The sequence below is a fragment of the Skermanella stibiiresistens SB22 genome, from assembly GCF_000576635.1.
Classification (GTDB): Bacteria; Pseudomonadota; Alphaproteobacteria; order Azospirillales; family Azospirillaceae; genus Skermanella; species Skermanella stibiiresistens.
Map to the genome: position 1 here is coordinate 1 of NZ_AVFL01000054.1, position 19,443 is coordinate 19,443.

Annotated in this window: 16 protein-coding genes; 7 read left to right on the plus strand and 9 right to left on the minus strand. The window is 64.8% G+C overall.

Annotation, left to right across the window (positions count from 1 at the left end; translation table 11 throughout):
• Window positions 1-103: 103 nt before the first annotated feature.
• The 4 genes from fusA to N825_RS33695 form a co-directional block, all read right to left on the minus strand.
• A complete protein-coding gene (gene fusA, locus N825_RS33680; RefSeq protein ID WP_037461343.1) occupies window positions 104-2,182 on the minus strand; it encodes an elongation factor G in 2,079 nt (692 codons plus the stop codon).
• 42 nt (window positions 2,183-2,224) lie between these two features.
• On the minus strand, window positions 2,225-2,695 hold the full coding sequence (rpsG, locus tag N825_RS33685; protein ID WP_037461345.1) for a 30S ribosomal protein S7: 471 nt from the start codon (window positions 2,693-2,695) through the stop codon (window positions 2,225-2,227).
• Window positions 2,696-2,709: 14 nt separating this feature from the next.
• On the minus strand, window positions 2,710-3,081 hold the full coding sequence (gene rpsL, locus N825_RS33690; protein WP_037461346.1) for a 30S ribosomal protein S12: 372 nt from the start codon (window positions 3,079-3,081) through the stop codon (window positions 2,710-2,712).
• 376 nt (window positions 3,082-3,457) lie between these two features.
• Window positions 3,458-3,763, minus strand: coding sequence for a hypothetical protein (locus N825_RS33695; RefSeq protein WP_157619729.1), 306 nt, complete (start codon window positions 3,761-3,763; stop codon window positions 3,458-3,460).
• Window positions 3,764-4,175: 412 nt separating this feature from the next.
• Between N825_RS33695 and N825_RS33700 the strand changes: the two genes are divergently transcribed.
• The 3 genes from N825_RS33700 (at window position 4,176) to rpoH (ending at window position 6,592) form a co-directional block, all read left to right on the plus strand.
• A complete protein-coding gene (locus tag N825_RS33700; RefSeq protein ID WP_198039043.1) occupies window positions 4,176-4,553 on the plus strand; it encodes a response regulator in 378 nt (125 codons plus the stop codon).
• A gap of 140 nt (window positions 4,554-4,693) precedes the next feature.
• Complete coding sequence (locus N825_RS33705) at window positions 4,694-5,488, plus strand: rhomboid family intramembrane serine protease (protein WP_084165325.1); 795 nt, start codon at window positions 4,694-4,696, stop codon at window positions 5,486-5,488.
• Between the two features lie 228 nt (window positions 5,489-5,716).
• Window positions 5,717-6,592 carry an RNA polymerase sigma factor RpoH gene (gene rpoH, locus N825_RS33710; protein WP_037461348.1) on the plus strand — a complete coding sequence of 292 codons (876 nt, stop codon included), beginning with the start codon at window positions 5,717-5,719 and terminating at the stop codon, window positions 6,590-6,592.
• 20 nt (window positions 6,593-6,612) lie between these two features.
• Here the strand turns inward: rpoH and N825_RS33715 are convergent, their stop codons facing one another.
• The gene (locus N825_RS33715) at window positions 6,613-6,855 is read right to left on the minus strand and encodes a hypothetical protein (RefSeq protein ID WP_157619730.1); all 243 of its coding nucleotides are present in this window, start codon (window positions 6,853-6,855) and stop codon (window positions 6,613-6,615) included.
• A gap of 315 nt (window positions 6,856-7,170) precedes the next feature.
• On the opposite strand from N825_RS33715, the gene N825_RS33720 reads away from it, so the two are divergent.
• Window positions 7,171-8,067: a TIGR01459 family HAD-type hydrolase gene (locus N825_RS33720; protein ID WP_037461350.1), complete on the plus strand. Its 897-nt coding sequence runs from the start codon at window positions 7,171-7,173 to the stop codon at window positions 8,065-8,067.
• A 9-nt stretch (window positions 8,068-8,076) separates the two neighbouring features.
• On the opposite strand, the gene mgtE is transcribed toward N825_RS33720, so the two are convergent.
• The 4 genes from mgtE to N825_RS37350 form a co-directional block, all read right to left on the minus strand.
• Window positions 8,077-9,492, minus strand: a complete 1,416-nt coding sequence (mgtE, locus tag N825_RS33725; protein WP_037461351.1) for a magnesium transporter — start codon at window positions 9,490-9,492, stop codon at window positions 8,077-8,079.
• A 90-nt stretch (window positions 9,493-9,582) separates the two neighbouring features.
• A complete protein-coding gene (locus tag N825_RS33730) occupies window positions 9,583-11,880 on the minus strand; it encodes an NADP-dependent malic enzyme (RefSeq protein ID WP_037461353.1) in 2,298 nt (765 codons plus the stop codon).
• A gap of 182 nt (window positions 11,881-12,062) precedes the next feature.
• Window positions 12,063-12,698 (minus strand): NUDIX domain-containing protein, encoded by a 636-nt coding sequence (locus N825_RS33735; protein WP_051514004.1) that lies wholly within the window; start codon window positions 12,696-12,698, stop codon window positions 12,063-12,065.
• A gap of 35 nt (window positions 12,699-12,733) precedes the next feature.
• Entirely contained in the window at window positions 12,734-15,349 is a 2,616-nt protein-coding gene (locus N825_RS37350) for a sensor domain-containing protein (RefSeq protein ID WP_051514008.1), read from the minus strand.
• Between the two features lie 358 nt (window positions 15,350-15,707).
• On the opposite strand from N825_RS37350, the gene N825_RS33745 reads away from it, so the two are divergent.
• The 3 genes from N825_RS33745 to N825_RS37620 are packed head-to-tail and all read left to right on the plus strand — an operon-like array spanning window position 15,708 to window position 19,431.
• Window positions 15,708-16,508 carry an ABC transporter permease gene (locus N825_RS33745; RefSeq protein WP_037461355.1) on the plus strand — a complete coding sequence of 267 codons (801 nt, stop codon included), beginning with the start codon at window positions 15,708-15,710 and terminating at the stop codon, window positions 16,506-16,508.
• Window positions 16,505-17,728 (plus strand): ABC transporter ATP-binding protein, encoded by a 1,224-nt coding sequence (locus N825_RS33750; RefSeq protein ID WP_037461356.1) that lies wholly within the window; start codon window positions 16,505-16,507, stop codon window positions 17,726-17,728. The genes N825_RS33745 and N825_RS33750 overlap by 4 nt, the downstream gene beginning before the upstream one ends.
• The gene (locus tag N825_RS37620) at window positions 17,728-19,431 is read left to right on the plus strand and encodes an FkbM family methyltransferase (protein ID WP_063833984.1); all 1,704 of its coding nucleotides are present in this window, start codon (window positions 17,728-17,730) and stop codon (window positions 19,429-19,431) included. The genes N825_RS33750 and N825_RS37620 overlap by 1 nt, the downstream gene beginning before the upstream one ends.
• Window positions 19,432-19,443: the final 12 nt, after the last annotated feature.

Sequence of the window (19,443 nt, forward strand, 5' to 3'; positions counted from 1 at the left end):
CGTGCCGATGTTGCAGTGCGGCTTGTTCCGCTCAAATTTCGCCTTCGCCATGGTCCTCAGTCTCCATAATCTATCTTAGTCACCGGCAGTTCACTCGAGAGCCTTACGCCACCCTGGCGCGGACCTCATCGGCGATGGCCTGCGGCACCGGTTCGTAGTGGTCGAATCGCATCGTGTGATGCGCGCGGCCCTGGCTGATGGACCGCAGAATGTTGCCGTAGCCGAACAGGTTGGCGAGAGGCACCAGTGCGGTCACTCCCGCGGCGGCACCCCGCTGATCAACCCGTTCGATCCGCCCGCGGCGGCTTGTCAGATCGCCGATGACACCACCGGCGAAATCTTCCGGAGCGACGATGTCGACGCTCATGACCGGCTCCAACAGAACCGGCTTGGCCTTGCCGAGAGCTTCCCGGAAGGCCGCGGCTCCCGCCAGTTCGAACGCGAGGACATTGCTGTCCACGTCGTGGCGGGCCCCGTCAACCAAGCTCACGGCGACGCCGGTCACCGGATAGCCGGCGACTACACCCGCCCCGCCAACCGCTTCGACGCCCCTCGCGACCCCTTGGACGAAGTCCTTGGGCAGGGCGGCGGCCGGAAGGTCGCTTTCGAAGCGAACGCCCGTGTCCGCTTCGCTCGGCTCCACCACCAGCTTGACACGCGCGAACTGACTGGCACCACCGACCTGCTTGCGGTGGGTATGATCCACCTCGGCACGCCGCGTGATCGTCTCGCGATAGCCCACCTGGAGGGCACCGATCTTGGCCTCGACCCGGAACTCTCGCTTCAGGCGATCGGCCAGGATCTCCAACTGCAATTCCGTCACGCCCCGGATCACGGTGCGTCCCGGCTCCTTCCCCACCAACACGGCGAAGGAGGGATCCTCCTGCGCCAGGCGCCGGAGGCCCGCCGCCATCTTCTCGGCGTCCGCCGCGGTGCGAGGCTCCACCGTCACCTCGATCAGAGGCTCGGGAAACTCGATCCGCTCCAAGACCACTGGGTGGGCGGGGTCGCACAGCGTATCTCCGGTGGCGGTATGCCTCAACCCCGCGAAGGCGATGATGTCACCGGCGAAAGCCTGTTTGACATCCTCGCGAACGGTCGCCTGCATGCGGATCATGCGACCGGCCTTCTCCCGCTCACCCTTGAGCGGGTTCAGCATCGCGCCGCCGACCGTCAGCGTCCCGGAGTAGATCCGGGCGAAGGTCAGGGAACCAGCCACCGGGTCCGACATGATCTTGAAGACCAAGGCGGCGAACGGAGCCGCGTCATCCGGCGAACGAACGGTTTCCGACCGATCGATGTCCGACGTGCCGCGAACCTCGCCGACTTCGGCCGGCGACGGCAAATAGTCGACGATGGCGTCCAGCACGGGCTGGATACCCTTGTTGCGGAAGGCTGACCCGCACAACACCGGGACAAACTCGGCGGCGCGGGTGCCTTTGCGGACCAGCGCCTTCAACTCGTCCACCGTCGGCTGGGTTCCCGCGAGATACGCCTCGGCCATCGGGGCGTCGGTCTGGACCACGGCCTCGATCAGGTCGAGGCGGTACTGGTCCGCCTGGGCCTTCATGTCGGCCGGGATCTCGACGTCGTGGAAGGCGGCACCCAAGCCGTTGTCCTTCCACATCAGCGCCTTGCCGGTGATCAGGTCCACGACGCCGGCGAACGCGGCACCGCTTCCGATCGGTAGTTGCAGGAGCAGCGGCTTGGCGCCGACCCCTTCGGACAGCATGCCGACGGTGCGGAGGAAATCCGCGCCGTCGCGATCCATCTTGTTGATGAAGCACAGACGGGGCATGCCGCGCTCGTCGGCGCGCCGCCAAGCGGCTTCGGACTGCGGCTCGATACCGACGACGGCGTCGAACACGGCCACCGCGCCATCGATCAACTTCAGCGTCCGCTCCATGTCGACCGAGAAGTCGGCGTGGCCCGGAGTGTCGATGATGTTGATGAGGTGATCGTTCCAGAAGCAGGCGGTCGCGGCCGATGTGATCGTGATGCCCCGCTCCTCGTCCTCGTCCGCCCATGCGGCAACGGCGCCGGCACCCATGGGGGCGCCCGCCACCTTGCCGGACCGGCCGGTGTAGTAGAGGATTCGCTCGGTCGTGGTCGTGCGACCGGCATCGATGTGAGCCATGATGCCGATGTTGCGATACCGATCGAGCGGAATGGAGCGTGACATGTGCGTTTCTCGGACTGCTGTCTGGTCAGATCGCCGTGGCGCTTACCAGCGGTAGTGCGAGAAGGCCTTGTTGGCCTCCGCCATACGGTGGGTGTCTTCACGCTTCTTGACCGCCGAACCACGCTGGTTGGCGGCGTCGAGCAACTCGCCCGACAGGCGTTCGGTCATGGTGTTCTCGGACCGGGCCCGCGCGCTGTTGATCAGCCAGCGGATCGCCAGGGCCTGGGCGCGGTCCGAACGGACCTCGACCGGAACCTGATACGTGGCACCACCGACGCGGCGCGACCGGACTTCCAGATGCGGCTTCACGTTGCCCAGGGCATCGTGGAACACCTGGACTGGATCGGCTTTGGCGCGGCCTTCGACACGCTCCAGCGCGCCATAGACGATCGCTTCCGCGACCGACTTCTTGCCGTCCAGCATCAGGCAGTTCATGAACTTTGTGAGGACGCGGTCGCCATACTTGGCATCCGGCAGAACCTCGCGCTTCTCCGCGCGACGACGACGAGACATTCTTCAGGATCTCCTTACTTCGGACGCTTCGCGCCGTACTTCGACCGGCGCTGCCGACGGTCCTTGACGCCCTGGGTATCGAGCGAACCGCGGATGATGTGATAGCGCACGCCGGGAAGGTCCTTCACACGGCCGCCGCGGATCATCACCACCGAGTGTTCCTGAAGATTGTGGCCTTCACCCGGGATGTAGCTGGTAACTTCGAAGCCGTTGGTCAGACGCACGCGGGCGACCTTACGAAGCGCCGAGTTCGGCTTCTTCGGGGTGGTCGTGTACACGCGGGTGCAGACACCACGCTTCTGCGGGCACTCTTCCAGTGCCGGCACCTTGTTGCGCGCCGCCAGAGGCTGGCGCGGCTTACGGATCAACTGACTGATCGTCGGCATCAGAGCCCTTCTTCCATGAATCTCGTCGTCGGCAAACCAGATGCCAGACGATGCAAAAACCCGCCGTCGAAGCGTTAACTCCGCCTCGTGCGGGTAAACCATCAAACGCCGTCCGAAAAAGCTCGGGTGCGGCTATGTAACGCCGGGTCCTCGTGGACGACAGTGTCTAAACCGCGAACGGCCTACTACCTGCCCTCCCAAAAGGTTCGCGGATAATAAGGATGTGCCTACCCACCGTCAAGCATTCGTAAAAGATATTTTACCCAGCGGTCGTATGCCGCACGGTGATGATCGTAGGATGCGGCAGTGTGGAGTGCTCAATTTTTGGATGTGAACGGCGCTGATGAAGAATAATCCTTCGGCCGGGCCGCCAGACCTATTCAGCCGCTGGCATGGCCGCCAGACGAGTTGGAATGAGCGCGTTGACGGTGGCGCGCTGCTCGTCGAGCCGCGCCGCGATCACCGCTTGGCCGGTTTGGAGTGACGCGACGTTGGTTTGGAGCGACGCGACGTTGGTTTGGAGCGACGCGACGTTGGTTTGGAGCGACGCGACGTTGGTTTGGAGCGACGCGACGTTGGATTTCAATTCGCCGATGTCCGTCTTCATGCCGGTCATATCGGACTGCATGGCGTCCATGCGAACGTGCAATCCCTCGACCAGCTTCACGATCTGAACCAGCAAGGGCTTTATCTCTGGATCCGCCATCATCATCCCCTAACCGATAGGGGCAATCATATCTTGGCATGGCGCGGAAGGGCAATCGGTTTGGCGCCGGTTTTCGCGTCCAGCGGTAGCGGGAAGCGTCGCAACATCGCAAACGGGAGGATCCCGCTATGGCAGCGCGCGAAACAGGCTTGTTTTAATGACGAGCGGTGTCCTCCCTGGCACCAATGGACAAGATAAGGAGTAATGCCCAGAGGTCAGGGGCTTCCAGCGGACGAACCTCCTACACACCCGGTTTTATGCCGTAATGACGATGGCGGAACCAGGACACCGCACGCATTATTGGCTCCACCACCATTGTGGCTGGCAAGGTTCGACGTCGAACCTCATGACTTGAATTCAGGTGTGGTGCTGTAGCATGGCGGGCAAAATGCGGCTTCTCATCGCCGAGGACGATGAGCTCGTCCTTCTGGGCTTGAAGCTGGTGGTCGAGCAACTTGGCCACCAAGTATACGCCACGGCCAGGACGGCCGAAGAAGCTGTCGACATCGCGGAATGCACGCTACCGGACATGGCCTTGATCGATGTCGGCCTCGCCGATGGCAGCGATGGGCTTTTCGCCACCCGGGAGATATCGGGCCGTTTGGAGATCCCGGTCATCGTCTGCAGTGCCCACGCGACCGAGGAGCAAGCCTTGGGGGCCGGAGCCCGCCGTTTTCTCATGAAGCCTTTCGGCATCGAAGCCCTCGCCGAGGCCATCGACGGCATCCGCGGTCCGCACGTCGCCGGGGCCACCCTCGCGGCTTGATGCCGCGTCTTGGACCGAGACCAAAGGTGTAGCCACCGTTATGATGGGTGTCGGAACGTTGCCCGCTTCGTTGGGTTCGTTCCAGATTGCGGTCCCGCGGCGGGGCTTGACGCATGGTCCCTGGCTGGTCGAGGAACGCGATGTTCACCCTACCCTTGTCCGACGACAATCCGACGCGGCGCACGCCGATCGTCACCTACGTGATCATCGCGACCTGCGTCGGCGTCTTCCTGTGGCAGGCGTCGCTGGGTCCCAGGGCCGGACAGGCGATCGTCTACTCACTCGGCATGATCCCCGCCGTGCTGTTCGGCTCAGCCCAGTTGCCGGCGGAACTGCGCCTGATCCCCGCCCCCGCCAGCGTCGCGACCTCGATGTTCCTCCATGGCGGATGGATGCACCTGTTGGGCAACATGCTCTACCTCTGGATCTTCGGGAACAACGTCGAGGACAGCATGGGCAGGGTCCGGTTCCTGGTGTTCTATCTGCTCTGTGGAACCGCCGCCGCCTTGGTCCAGGGCCTCGCCGCCCCGCAGTCCCAGGTGCCGATGATCGGCGCCAGTGGAGCCATCGGCGGAGTTCTAGGGGCCTATCTGGTCCTGCACCCGCGGGCGAACGTGCGGATGCTCTTCATCATCCTGTTCTTCATCAGGATCGTCAGCGTGCCCGCCGCCGTGGTCCTCGGCCTATGGTTCATCCTGCAATTCGTCAGCGGCGCCACCACGCCGACCACCGGCGACGACGGCGGGGTCGCCTTCTGGGCCCATGTCGGCGGATTCGTCGCCGGCGCCGTCCTGATACCGTTCTTCAAGCGACGGGATGTCCGGTTGTTCGACCGCGCCCACAGCAGGGCTTTCGAGGTGACATCGGCCAGCGGCGCCCCGCGCCGGGGCAGCGTACCCCAGGCGGGGCGGCGATCCTGGCCGCCACGTCCCTGAAGCGTCCATCCACGCACCAAGAGGCGGCGCGGAAAGCTGTACGGATAATACAGCTTCTTGAAACCATTCCCCGCCTCCCCATATCTGATGTCGTTCCCGTCATACGCACCCCACCCAACGCTTCCGCCGTCGAGATCGATGGGGAGGCGGCGGAACTCCCTTCGGCGCGTGTCGGGACATCCTTGTTTTCGGGCCCGTGTCTGCAAAGCCGGGTCTTGGAGGTTCGCCTTGAGCATTCATACCGACGACAGCCTGACGCCGTTCATCGAGGAATCCCGCCGTTTCAAGATGCTGACGGCGGAGGAGGAACTCGACTTGGGCCGCCGCTGGCGCGACACCGGCGACCGCGCCGCCATGCGCCTGCTGGTAGGCGCCCATCTCCGCCTCGTCATCAAGATGGCCCGCAACTTCGCCGGATACGGCCTGCCGATCGCCGACCTGATCGCGGAGGGGAATGTCGGCCTGATGCAGGCGGTCGAGAAGTTCGATCCGGAGCGGGGTTTCCGCTTCAACACCTACGCCATGTGGTGGATCCGGGCCGCCATGCAGAGCCACGTCCTGCACAACTGGTCTATGGTCAAGCTGGGAACGACGGCGGCCCAGAAGAAGCTTTTCTTCAACCTGCGACGGGTGAAGCGCGAGATGAGCGAGTTGGAGTCGGGCGATCTATCCCCCGAAACCATCACCGCCATCGCGACGAAGCTGGAAGTCGCCGAGACGGACGTGGTGGACATGAACCGCCGGCTGGCCGCCGCCGACAGTTCGCTCAACGCGGTCACGGCGACCGATGGCGAGATGGAGTGGCAGGACCTGCTGGTGGATCAGCGCCCCGACCAGGAGAGCATCGTCGTTGACGCCGACGAGTTGGCGTCTCGGCGCCGGCTACTCGCCCTGGGCATGGAGAAGCTGAACGATCGCGAGCGCCGCATCCTGGTCGAGCGCCGCATGAAGGACGAACCGGCGACCCTGGAGGAGTTGAGTCGCGAATACGCTGTTTCCCGGGAACGCGTCCGGCAGATCGAGATGCGCGCGTTCGAGAAGCTGCAGAAGGCGATGCTGACGGCGCTTCCGGCCGACAGGGGCGCGCTTCCCCTGGCCGCGTGAAGCCGTTGCGCCGTGGGTCGTCACTCGGCGCGGAATGATCCGAGACGATGGGCTGGGAAGGGAATGACGTCAGCCGTCCTGCCCTGCTCCACTCCATCGTCGGTCGCGGGCTTGATCGTTCCGTTCATGTCGCCCAGTGCCGATAGATAGGCGTCCATCGAGTTGTTGGCGCACTTGTACATGACCATGGTCATCTCGGCGCCGTAGGTCCAGAAGGCCGCGCAGGCATAAGCCTGATGGGCCATGATTGAGAAAAACACCATGATTCCGTTCGTCCCCTCCCACTGTGGGTTTGTATCCGCCTCCGCACCAACCTGACGCATCCATCCTGAAGAAGCCGCTAACCCCTGCCAAACAGGGCGCTGGTTCGTTCGTTGCGTCCGCCGCCCGGGCCCGCCTTCCCCAGGGTGTTCGATCGATATGGTCGCTGGGCCTTTCGGGCGCCAACCCCCTCTTTCGGCGCCTTCTTCCGACGGATGGCGAGCCGGGCGGTGAAAGGGGTGCGACACCACGGCACGGCGTGCCGATCATGGGACATGGGACACTTGGCTCCCACTCATGACCGGAAAGCCGCGACCATGGCCGACAGCGCACCCGACGGCCCGCCCATACTGATGGGAGTGGTCCAGTTGATGGAGGATCACGACGCGTTCATCCTGGACGCGGGCGGCGTTCTGCATGACGGGATCGCCGCCTATCCCGGCGCCGTCGCGGCGGTGGAAGCCCTCAAGGCCGCTGGCAAGCGGGTCTGCGTGGTGACCAACCAAGCGCGGCGAAGCGCGTCAGCGTCGCGTCTGCTCGCTGGAATGGGCTTCGGAGCCGATCTATTCGACCACGTCCTGACCTCGGGCGAATTGGCCCACCAGTGGCTGCGTCATCGGCCGGAACCCTGGCTCCAGGACCTCGGGACGGCCTGCCTGCATTTCGGCCCGATCCGCGACGCCGAATTGATCCACGGCCTGGACATGGAAGCGGTCGACCAACCCTATCTCGCCCATTTCGTCCTGTGTACCGGCCTCAATGAGGTGGAGGACAACCTCGCCGACTATGACGAGGTGCTGCGGATCTGCGCCACGGCGGAACTGCCGATGCTCTGCGCCGATCCGGAGCGGTGGATCCCGGCGGGAGCCCAGCGGCTGCCGGGCGGTGGCGCGCTGGCCCGGCGCTATGGCGAACTGGGAGGCGATGTCGATTACAGCGGATTGCCCTTCGACGACCTGCTCGACCGCTGCCTGGATCTGCTCGACATCGGGGATCGCCGCCGCGTCGTCGTGATCGGGGACAACCTGACCACCAACATCGCCGGAGCGGAGGCCGTGGGTGTCGACTCGGCCCTGATCACCGGTGGTCTCCACCGGGATGACCTTGGCGCCGCCTGGGGAGAGGCGCCGGCGGCCGAACGGCTCGTGGCCCTATGCTCCGCCGCCGGCAGGCACCCCACCGCCGCGCTGCCCGCCTTCCGGTGGACCGCCTGACCGCCCGGCTCACATCAGGATCAGCGCCGCCAGTCCGAGGAAGGCGAAGAAACCCACGACATCGGTGACCGTCGTGAGGAAGACCGCGCTGGCGACGGCGGGATCGATCTTCAGCCGCGCCAGTCCCAGCGGAATCAAGGTTCCACACAGACCGGCGATGAACAGGTTGATGATCATGGCCGACGCGATCACGATCCCGAGAAGATGATCCTGGAACCAGAAGCCAGCGACCAAGCCGATGATCACGGCGAACAGGGTGCCGTTGATGGTGCCGACCAGCGCCTCCTTGGCGACCACGCGAACCGCGTTGGTGTTGGAAAGCTCGCGCATCGCCAGCGCGCGGACCGTCACGGTCAGCGTCTGGGTGCCCGCGTTACCGCCCATCGACGCGACGATCGGCATCAGGACCGCCAAGGCGACGATCTGCTCGATCGTCGCCTCGAACAGCGCGATCACCGAGGAAGCGAGGATCGCGGTCAGCAGGTTGATGAACAGCCAGGTGAAGCGTGAGCGGGTGGTGTCCAGCACCGCCCGATAGATGTCGGTGTCGGGAACGCCGCTCAGCTTGAGCAAATCGTCCTCGGCCTCCTCGTCGATCACGTCGACCACGTCATCGACCGTGATCACGCCAAGCAACCGCCCGTTGCCATCGACCACCGGCGCGGACACCAGCCCGTATTGCCGGAACAGAAAGGCCACCTCCTCCTGGTCGGTGGTGGCGGTGATCGTCCGGATATCCTCGGTCAGGATGTCGCCGACCTTGACCGACCGCTTCTGGCGCATGATCCGGCTGAGCGGGATCGCGCCCACAACCTTGTGCATCGGATCGACGATGAAGATGTCGTAGAAATCCTCCGGCAGATTGTCGGTTTCGGTGCGCAGGTAGTCGAGCGTCTTTCCGACGGTCCAGAACTGCGGCACGGAAACCAAGTCGCGCGACATCAGCCGGCCGGCGCTGTATTCCGGGAAGGTCAGCCCTTCCTCGACCAGCGCCCTCGTCTCCGGCGGCAGGTTCTCCAGGATCTCGCGTTGCTGGTCGGCGTCCAGATCCTCGATCAGGTCGATCGCGTCGTCGCTTTCCAGCTCGGCGACCGCCGCCGCGATTTCCCGGGGTTCGAGCTGATCGAGGACCATCTCGCGCAGCGACTGGCTGAGATAGGCGAAGATCTCCCCGTCGAACTGCGGGCGCAGGATGTCGATCAGCGCGCCCCGGTGCTCCGGACCGATCTGCTCGACCAGATCGGCGAGGTCGGCGGCGTGGAGGTCGGAGACCACCGCCTCGACCTCGCCGATCCTGCCGTCGTCGAGATCGTCGCGCACGGCGTTGACGAGTTCGGGCGATACCCCAAACTCGTTTTCGTCCTCATGGTCTGGCCCAGGCCGAAGTGGCTCGGGCCGCTCGCTTTCCGGAGCCGCCTCGGTCATCCCGTCCCCACTCCCAAAACCAGAACCGGGGAGCGGCTTCCCACCGCTCCCCGGCGATCAAACGCGATGCGGCCACCCCACAGCCGCCATTCAGGTCGAAGACTTCGCGGCCGCCTCCAAGGCCGACACCTGGGCGTCGACCGTCGCGAGGGCGGACATGTTCACGATGCCGCGAACCGTGACCGACGGCGTCAGGATATGCGCCGGCTGCGCCACGCCGAGCAGCATCGGCCCCACCGACAAGCCGTCGCCCATGACCTTGGTCATGTTGAAGGCGATGTTGGCGGCGTCCAGGTCGGGCATGACCAGCAGGTTGGCCTTCCCCTTCAGGCGCGAGTTCGGGAAGATCCGGGCCCGGATCTCCTCCGACAAGGCGCTGTCGGCGTGCATCTCGCCCTCGACCTCCAGGTCGGGACACCGCTTGGTGATCTCCACCAAAGCCTGCCGCATCTTCATCGCCGACGGGCTCTCGTGGCTGCCGAAGTTGCTGTGGGACAGCAAGGCGACCTTGGGCACCAAGCCGAACCGCTTGACCTCCTCGGCCGCCAGCGCGGTCATCTCGCAAATCTCGGAGGCGGTCGGATCGGGCGACACATAGGTGTCGCACATGAAGAACGTGCCCTTGTTCAGGATCAGCACGTTCAGCGCCGCCGGATTGTGCACGCCGGGGCGAAGCCCGATGACGTTCTTGATGTCGTTCAGATGGGTGCGGTACTTGCCGATGGTGCCACAGATCATCGCGTCGGCCTCGCCACGCCGGACCATCAGCGCCGCGATCACCGTCGTGTTGGTCCGCACCACCGTCCGGGCGACGTCGGGCGAGATGCCGCTACGCTCCATCAGGCGGTGATAGAGGTTCCAGTAATCAGCGTAGCGCGGATCGTTCTCCGGATCGACCAGGTCGACGTGCTCACCCAGTTGTATGCGCAGGCCGAGCTTCTCGATCCGCCGGCTGACCACGTCGCGGCGCCCGATCAGGATCGGCTTGGCCAGCCGGTCGTCGACCACCACCTGAACCGCGCGGAGGACCCGCTCCTCCTCGCCCTCGGCGTAGACGACGCGGCGCGGGTCTTCCTTGGCCCGGACGAACACCGGCCGCATCAGCAGGCCCGACCGGAAGACGAACTCGTTGAGCTTGTCCTCGTAGGCGGCGAAATCGAGGATGGGACGGGTCGCGACGCCGCTGTCCATCGCCGCCTTGGCGACGGCCGGCGCGATCTGGAGGATCAGGCGCGGGTCGAACGGCTTGGGAATCAGGTGCTCGGGGCCGAAACCGGAGAGCTGATCGCCATAGGCCGACGCCACGACGTCGCTCGCCTCGGCCATCGCCAGATCGGCGATGGCGCGGACGGCCGCGATCTTCATCGCCTCGTTGATCGAAGTGGCGCCGACATCCAGCGCGCCCCGGAAGATGAAGGGGAAGCACAGGACGTTGTTGACCTGATTGGGATAATCCGACCGGCCGGTCGCCAGGATCGCGTCGGGACGGACCGCCTTGGCCTCCTCCGGCATGATCTCCGGCGTCGGATTGGCCAAGGCGAGGATCAGCGGGCTGGGTGCCATCCGCTCCAGCATGGCGGCCTTCAGCACGCCGGGGGCGGACAGGCCGAGGAAGATGTCGGCGCCGCCGATCACCTCCGCCAGGGTCCGCGCGTCGGTCTCCTGCGCGTAGCGCTCCTTGCGCGGGTCCATCAACTCGTTGCGGCCCTTGTAGACCACGCCAACGATGTCGGTCACCGTGATGTTGGAGACCGGCATGCCCATGTCGACCAGCAGGTCGAGGCAAGCCAGCGCCGCGGCGCCGGCACCGGAGGCGACCAGCCGTACATCCTCGATCCGCTTGCCGACGACACGCAGTCCGTTGAGGATGGCGGCGCCGACGATGATCGCCGTGCCGTGCTGGTCATCGTGGAAGACTGGGATCTTCATCCGGGCGCGCAGCTTCTCCTCGATGTAGAAGCATTCCGGAGCCTTGATGTCCTCGAGGTTGATGCCACCGAAGGTTGGCTCCATCGCGGCGATTATGTCGACCAGCTTGTCCGGGTCCATCTCGTCCAGTTCGATGTCGAAGACATCGATGCCGGCGAATTTCTTGAACAGGACGCCCTTGCCCTCCATCACCGGCTTGGCCGCCAGCGGACCGATCGATCCCAATCCGAGAACCGCCGTGCCGTTGGTGATGACACCGACGAGGTTGGCCCTGCTGGTCACGGTGCTGGCTTCGGCGGGGTCGGCGACGATCGCCTCGCAGGCGGCCGCGACACCCGGCGAATAGGCCAACGCCAGATCGCGCTGTGTCGCCAACGGCTTGGTCGGCGTCACCGCGATCTTTCCAGGCGTCGGATGACGATGGTAATCGAGTGCCGCATCCCGCAGATTTTCAGCCATTGCTCCCCCCGGCCCTGACAACGGGCGGCGGTGCATCCGCGCCCGATTGAGGCACGGAATATAGACCCTCCCCCCTTTTGTCCAGATATCAGTGAACTTGGCCGCGCGGGTCAGACAGGCTTGATTCGACTGCCTTGTCGGCGAATCCGCCGACCATCGGCGGCGGGGCGGCGATCATCGCGTCAACGGCCGAGCATCAGCTTTGCCACGTCCTCCGGCAACTGCCCCCGCTCAGCCAGCAGTTGAGCTTTCAGGACGGCGGCGACCGTCATCGCGTCGGTGATGGCTCCGTCCAGCACCAGATCCACGACCCGGGCGAATGGCATCCTGATGATGATCAGATCCTCGGTGTCCTCTGGCTCGCTCTCAGTCTGGTCCATATCCCAGGCGATATAGATCACCCCATGCTCGTCGCAGATGCTGTTGGAGGTGTGGATCCGCAGCAGTTCGCGCCACTGCCGCGCCAACAGCCCGGTTTCCTCGCGAAGCTCGCGCTTCGCCTCCTCGACGGGAGAGACCGACGGCGAGCCGCCCCCCTCCGGCATCTCCCAGCTATAGGCCTCGAGCGAATAGCGATACTGGCCGACCAGATGGACGCAGCCCTCGGCGTCGATCGGCAGCACGCCGATGGCGACACCCTTGAAATGGACGACGCCGTAGATGCCGGGATTGCCGGCGGGATTGATCACGTCGTTCTCGACGACGCGGATCCAGTTGTTCTCGTACCGCACCTCCGCGCCGAGGGTCGTCCAGGGATTGTGTTGGGAAACGGCCGGCAAGGTCGTCACGGCGGGGTGTCGGTCCCGGGAATTCGGCATGATCGCTCCGGAGGGTGTGTCCTGGATGGAACCTCTTAAATGATCGGTTCGACCAGGGCGACCGCTATCTTGCGCCAGCGTTCCAGCTGGGCCACGAAGGTCTCGATCGGCACCGGCTTGCCGATCAGGTAACCCTGTATCCTGCTGCAGTTGCGCTCCCGCAGGAAAGCCAGCTGGGCGACGGTCTCCACCCCCTCCGCCACCACGATGTGGCCGAGTTGGGCCGCCAGGTTGATGATCGCCGACACCACGGTGGCGCTGTTGCCGTCATGGCCGCAATGCTGGATGAAGCTGCGATCGATCTTGAGGATATCGATCGGGAGCTTGGTGAGATAACTGAGGCTGGAATAGCCGGTGCCGAAATCATCGATCGACAGGGAGACACCAAGACCCTTGATCTCGTTGAGCGCCGCGATGGCGCTGGCGGCCTCGGTCATCAGGATCGATTCTGTCAGTTCGAGTTCCAGCGCCGCGGGCTGGAGACCGGTTTCCTTGATGATCGAGGCGATCCGCTCCACGAGATCGACCTCGCGGAATTGGCGCATCGACAGGTTGACGGATAGGTGCAGCGGCATGCCACGCCGACGCAGTTCCACGGCGTCCCGGCACGCGGTGCGCAGCACCCACTCCCCGATCGGCACGATCATCCCGATCTCCTCGGCGAGCGGAATGAACTCGTCGGGTGGAACCAGTCCACGGGTCGGATGGAACCAGCGGACCAGCGCCTCCATGCCATAGATCTCGCCGGTCGCGATCTCCGCCTTGGGTTGGTAATGGACCGCCAGCTCGTCGCTCTCGATCGCGCGGCGCAGGTCGCCCTCCAACTCCAGCCGCCGCATCATCTTCCGGGTCATGTCGGACTTGAAGAAACTGATCGTGTCGCGGTTGAGGCGCTTGGCCTCGTACATCGCGATGTCGGCATGCTTCAGCAGGGTGTCGGGATCGGCGCCGTCACCGGGAAACAGGCTGATCCCGATGCTGGCGGTCACCCGCTCCACCTGGGGCAGCTCGAACGGTGCCCGCAACGCCTTCATGATCCGTTGGCAGACCTGGGGCACCCCATCGCCCGGATCGGCGTCGGCGACGACGATGATGAACTCGTCTCCTCCCAGGCGGGCGACGGTGTCGCTCTCGCGGACACACGCCTTGAGGCGCCGCGCCACCTCGACCAGCAGGCGGTCGCCCATGTCGTGACCAAGGCAGTCGTTGATCGTCTTGAAATGGTCCAGGTCGATGAACAGCAGCGCCACGCCCGTGTCCTGGCGCCGGGCCAGCGCCACGGCCTGCTCGATCCTGTCCGCCAGCAGCAGGCGGTTGGGCAGGCCCGTCAAGGCGTCGTGATAGGCCTGATGCTTGATCTGCTCGTCCTTGCGGTGCAGGTCGGTGATGTCGTTGAAGATGGCGACATAGCGATAGGGACGCCCGGTCGCGTCGAGCACCTGGGTGATCGTCACCCATTCCAGGAAGATGTCGCCGTTCTTGCGGCGGTTCCACATCTGCCCCTGCCAGTTGCCGTCGGCGCGCACGCGATCCCACAGTTCGGCGATCACCTCCTCGTTCTCGGTGGTGGATCTCAACAGTCGCGACGATTTCCCGACAGCCTCATGTTCCTCGTAACCGGTGATCTGCGTGAAGGCCGGATTGACCGAGATGATGACGCCGTCGCCGTCGGTGACGAAGATGCCCTCCACCGTGTGGCGGAACACGCTGGCCGCCATCTCCTGTTCGGCGATGCTGCGCTGGCGTTCGGTGATGTCCTCCGACAAACAGGCGATCTCGGATGTCGGAAGCCGGAGGAGACGGTCGTGCCGGCAGCCAAGCGGTTTGCCGTCTTCGTCGAGCCGCATCGTGGTCAGGCTCTCCGGTTGTCCGGAACGCCAGACCCTGCGGGCCGCCTCGACCAGTTCGACGGACGGTCTGGCCGCGGCTTCAGGATCGGTGTGGGCCGCCAGCACCTCCGGCAAGGGACGGCCGATCGCCCGGGTGCGCGATACCCGGTGGAGCGCCTCGGCGGCGGGATTGATGTCGGTCAGGACGAAGTCCTTGCCATCCGCGTGCGGCTCGAAGATCACGACACCGTCGCGCATGCTGGCGAAGAGCTCCTTGAACCGGCGCTCGCCGGCATCCAGCCCAGCCTCGGCGGTTCGGCGCCCGGTGACGTCCAGCAGCGTCTCGATGGCGCCGATGATGGTCCCGTCCTCGCCATACAGCGGGGCGGCGGTGAAGGACAGCCAGCGGGGACCCGCTCCCAGGTGCGGGAAAAAGTCCTCCGCCTCATAGGCGCCGCTGACGGTCGGGGATCGCCGGAACTTGTCCTGGTAGTACGAACGGACGGTATCGTCGGGCGCCCCATCGACGATCAGATCGGCCATGCAAGGGCGATCGAGGCCATAGAAGATCCGTCGCTGGTTGCGCGTTCCGATCATGTCGGAGGCGGCCACGCCGATCACGAGTTCGCAGGCCCGGTTCCAATGGGTGACCTTGTGGGCAGCGTCGATCACGAAGATCGGCATCGGACAGCCCTCGACGATCAATGAGAGCCGCTTCTCATCCGCGCCGAGGGTCGACCAATCGACCGAGCCGGTGGTCTTGACGTCATCATCATGGATGTTCCCGGCTTCCCGGGTCTTATCGTGAGCGTTATCGCCCATGCATCGCCCTCTCCGATCCACTAGGCGCCGAAACGACCCACCGGATCCGAATTCCCCCGCCGCGCCGCTTCAAACCGTCGACGTCGGTCTCCGCGCCCACCATAGACCGGTTATCGGCGATCCCGCATGATCCACGTCAATAAGAGGCGAACCACAACCTTGGAACCGCGCCATGCGACCGATCCTCGGGATCGCACACGCGCGTGACGCTTAGATGCCGTGGAAACACTCGCCATCGATGAAACTCCATGCTATACGCCCCGCCGTTATCGGTAATCAGAAAGCGGTATCCTCGTTTGAGGACGCCACCGATCGGAATGGCATGATGCGCCGCCGGTGACGGCATGGGGATTGGTGAATGTTGGCTATGTTGGGAAGTGCTTGGTCATACCGGTACTTCATCCTGTCGTCGATCCGGACGGAGTTCATGGGCAGGTTCATCCGGAGCCGCATCGGCGGGCTTTGGATGGTCGTCAACCCCCTGGTCCAAGTCTCGATCTACGCCCTGATCCTGTCGTCGCTGCTGTCCGCCCGCCTGCCAGAACTGGCGGACCAGCCCTATGCCTACGCGATCTACCTGACGGCGGGCATCCTGTGCTGGTCGCTGTTCTCCGAGGTGGTGACGCGCTGCCTGACCGTATTCATCGAGAATGGCAACCTATTGAAGAAGGTTGTTTTTCCGCGGTCCTGCCTGCCCCTGATCGCCACCGGCAGCGCACTGGTCAACAACGGGCTGCTCCTGCTGGCGATCATCGGGGTCTTCGCCATTCTGGGGCATCGCGTCCCACCGGCGCCGCTGCTCCTGCTGCCGGCGCTGGTGGCGTTGACGGTGGCCCTGGCCCTTGGGTTCGGGCTCGTCCTGGGGACCCTCAACGTCTTCATCCGGGACATCGGCCATGTGGTGCCGCTGGTGCTCCAGATCGGCTTCTGGTTCACGCCCGTCGTCTATGTCCCCGAGGTGCTGCCGGCCGAGGTCAGGGGGCTGCTGGCCTTCAACCCGCTGTTTCCCCTGATCGGCGCCTACCACGACGTGCTGGTGTTCGGCCGCGCGCCCGATTTGGCCGGCCTCGCCGGCACGGCGGCGCTGGCTTTGGGGTCCCTGGCGCTGGCGCTGGTCATGTTCCGGCGGGCCGGAGCCGAGATGGTCGACGTGCTATGACGCAGCCGGTTCTGGATGTCGACAACCTCGGCAAATCGTTCCGGACCTACGGAAGCGAGTGGTCCCGCGTGCTGTCCTGGTTCGGATTGCCCTCCGCCGCACTGACTGAAAGGTGGGTCCTGCGCCATGTCGGTTTCCGCATCCAGCCGGGCGAGGCGGTCGGCATCGTCGGACAGAATGGCGCCGGCAAGAGCACGTTGCTGAAGCTCATCACCGGAACATTGCGGCCGACCACGGGAAGCGTGCGGGTGCGGGGCAGGATCGCGGCGATCCTGGAACTGGGGATGGGCATGAACCCCGAGTTCACCGGACGCCAGAACGTCCATCACGTCGCGGGCCTGATGGGTTTCAGCCATTCCCAGATCGACGCCTTGATGCCGGAGATCGAAGATTTCGCCGAGATCGGGACTTACTTCGACCAGCCGCTGCGGGTCTATTCCAGCGGCATGCAGATGCGGGTCGCGTTCAGCGTCGCCACCGCGGTCAAGCCGGAGATCCTGATCGTGGACGAGGCGCTGTCGGTCGGCGACGCCTATTTCCAGCACAAGAGCTTCGACCGCATCCGAGCCTATCGGGAAGCCGGCACCACCTTGCTGATCGTCTCCCACGACCGCTCGGCCATCCAGACCCTGTGCGACAGGGCGATCCTGCTGGAGCGCGGCGCGCAGGTCAAGGATGGCCCGCCCGAGGAGGTCATGGATTACTACAACGCGCTGCTGGCGGAACGGGAGGGCCAGACGCTCGAGGTTCGGCGCCAGGACAATGGCTTGGTCCAGACCATTTCCGGCAGTTTCGAGGCGACCGTCGAGGACGTGGCGCTGCTGAACCACCGGGGCGACCCGGTGGAGTTCGTCAATGTCGGGGAAGAGGTCACGCTCCGCTTGAAGGTGCGGGCGCATCAGGCGATCCCGCGGTTGGTCATGGGCTACATGATCAAGGACCGCCTGGGCCAGACCATGTTCGGAACCAATACCTTCCACACGGAGCAGATCCTGGAGGATGTGGCCGAGGGAAGCTCGATCACCTATTCCGCCGCTTTCACGGCCAATCTCGGCCCCGGTAGCTATTCGGTGGCGACCGCGCTGGTGAGTTCCGACACCCACCTTCTCAACAACTATGAGTGGCGTGATTTGGCCCTGCTGTTCACCGTCAGCAACCAAGACAAGCCGTATTTCATCGGAACCGCGTGGGTCCCGCCCACCATCAGGATCGAGCGCTGATGCCGTTCATCTCGTTTGCCCAGAACCTGGAGGACGTTGTCCTCCACCGCGCGTTGAGCGATGTCGCCCAGGGGTTCTATGTCGATGTCGGCGCCAACAGCCCCGACGAGCAATCCGTCACGCGCGCCTTCTACGAACGCGGCTGGCGTGGCATCAACATCGAGCCGGCAACGGGATTCCACGAGGCTCTGACGGCCAAGCGGCCGCATGACATCAATCTCGCGGTGGCCGCCGGCGACGCGATCGGCACGGTCACCTTCTACGACATTCCCAATAGCGAGTTGTCGACCGCCGATCCCGATCTGGCCCGACGCCATCAGTTCTCGGGCATGATAGCGGTGGAACGCCAAGTGCCGGTCGACACCCTGGACAATATTCTCGACACCCATGGCGTGTCACTGGTCCATTTCTTGAAGATCGATGTCGAAGGCATGGAAGCGGCGGTGTTGCGCGGCCTGTCGCTGGACCGGGTCCGTCCTTGGATCATCCTGGTCGAGGCCACGGTGGCGCGCACCCAAATCCCGAACCACCAGGAGTGGGATGGGCTGCTGACCGGCCGGGGATATCGGTTCGTCCAATTCGACGGCCTGAACCGCTTCTATGTCGCGGAGGAGAAGGCTGAACTCGCCGAAAGATTGTCGTGTCCACCGAACATCTTCGATGATTGGATCAGAGCCCACGATTGGGCGGCCCATGTATTGGTGGGCAACTTGTCGCGCCGCATCACCGGCGAACAGGAGGCTTACCAATCCGAGCGTGACGTAAGGCGGCTGGAGGCGGAAGCCAGGCAGGCCGATGCCTTGGTGCGGCAAGCGGAAGCCGAGATCCGCCGGAGCGAGGTCGTGGCACGCCGGGATGAAGACGACCACAGGCGCACCGAGACCGAATGCCGGCGCGTGGAAATCCAGGTTCGCCAAGCGGAGGAGGAGCACCGCCGGACAGAGGCGGCATGCCGCGAAGCCGAGTCCGTGATCAGGCTGACGGAGGCGGAGCTGCGCCGTGAGGAGATCGGTCTGCGCGAGAGGGAAGCCGACAGCCGCCGGGTGGAGATTCTCATTCGCCAGAAAGAGGCCGAAGCGCGCCTGGGCGAGATCGACGCGCGGCAACGAGAGCTTGCGCGGCAAGACGCCGAGACAGCCGCGCGGCTGGCCGCCTGGACCGCCGAGACCGAAGCCAGAATGGCCGAATGGCGGCGGATAACCGATGAGAACGGTGCGCTCCGTCACCGGATCGCGCATCTGGAAGCGATCACCATGTCGCTTGAAGGCCATATCGCCGATGTGCGGGCCAGCACCTCCTGGCGCCTCACCGCACCGCTGCGGAGCATCAAAAGGACGCTGGGGAAACTTGGCCGCGCGGCCCGGCCAATGGTTTCGTTCCGTCCCCTCCTCGTCAGGCTGGCCCGCGGGACCGCCCGCTGGGCGGCCGGCAGACAGGCGCTCAGAAGGATTGCCTTGCCGATCCTGTTGAGCAACCCAGCCCTGGAACGAGGAGCGCGCGCCCTTCTCGCGAGGGAGCGTCCTCCAGCCCATCCGCCGGTGCCCGCCGAAGCGTCGCCGCCTCCAAGCGTACCAACCTCCACGGATCGGACCGGCGCCAGCGACGATGGGACCATCTCGGCTTCCCTCGTCGCCGGAAGCCTGTCACCGGCTGAGCGGATCATCGAAGCGGCCATTCGACGCGCTCAGGCGCGGGCGCGCTGAGCAGGAGCATAA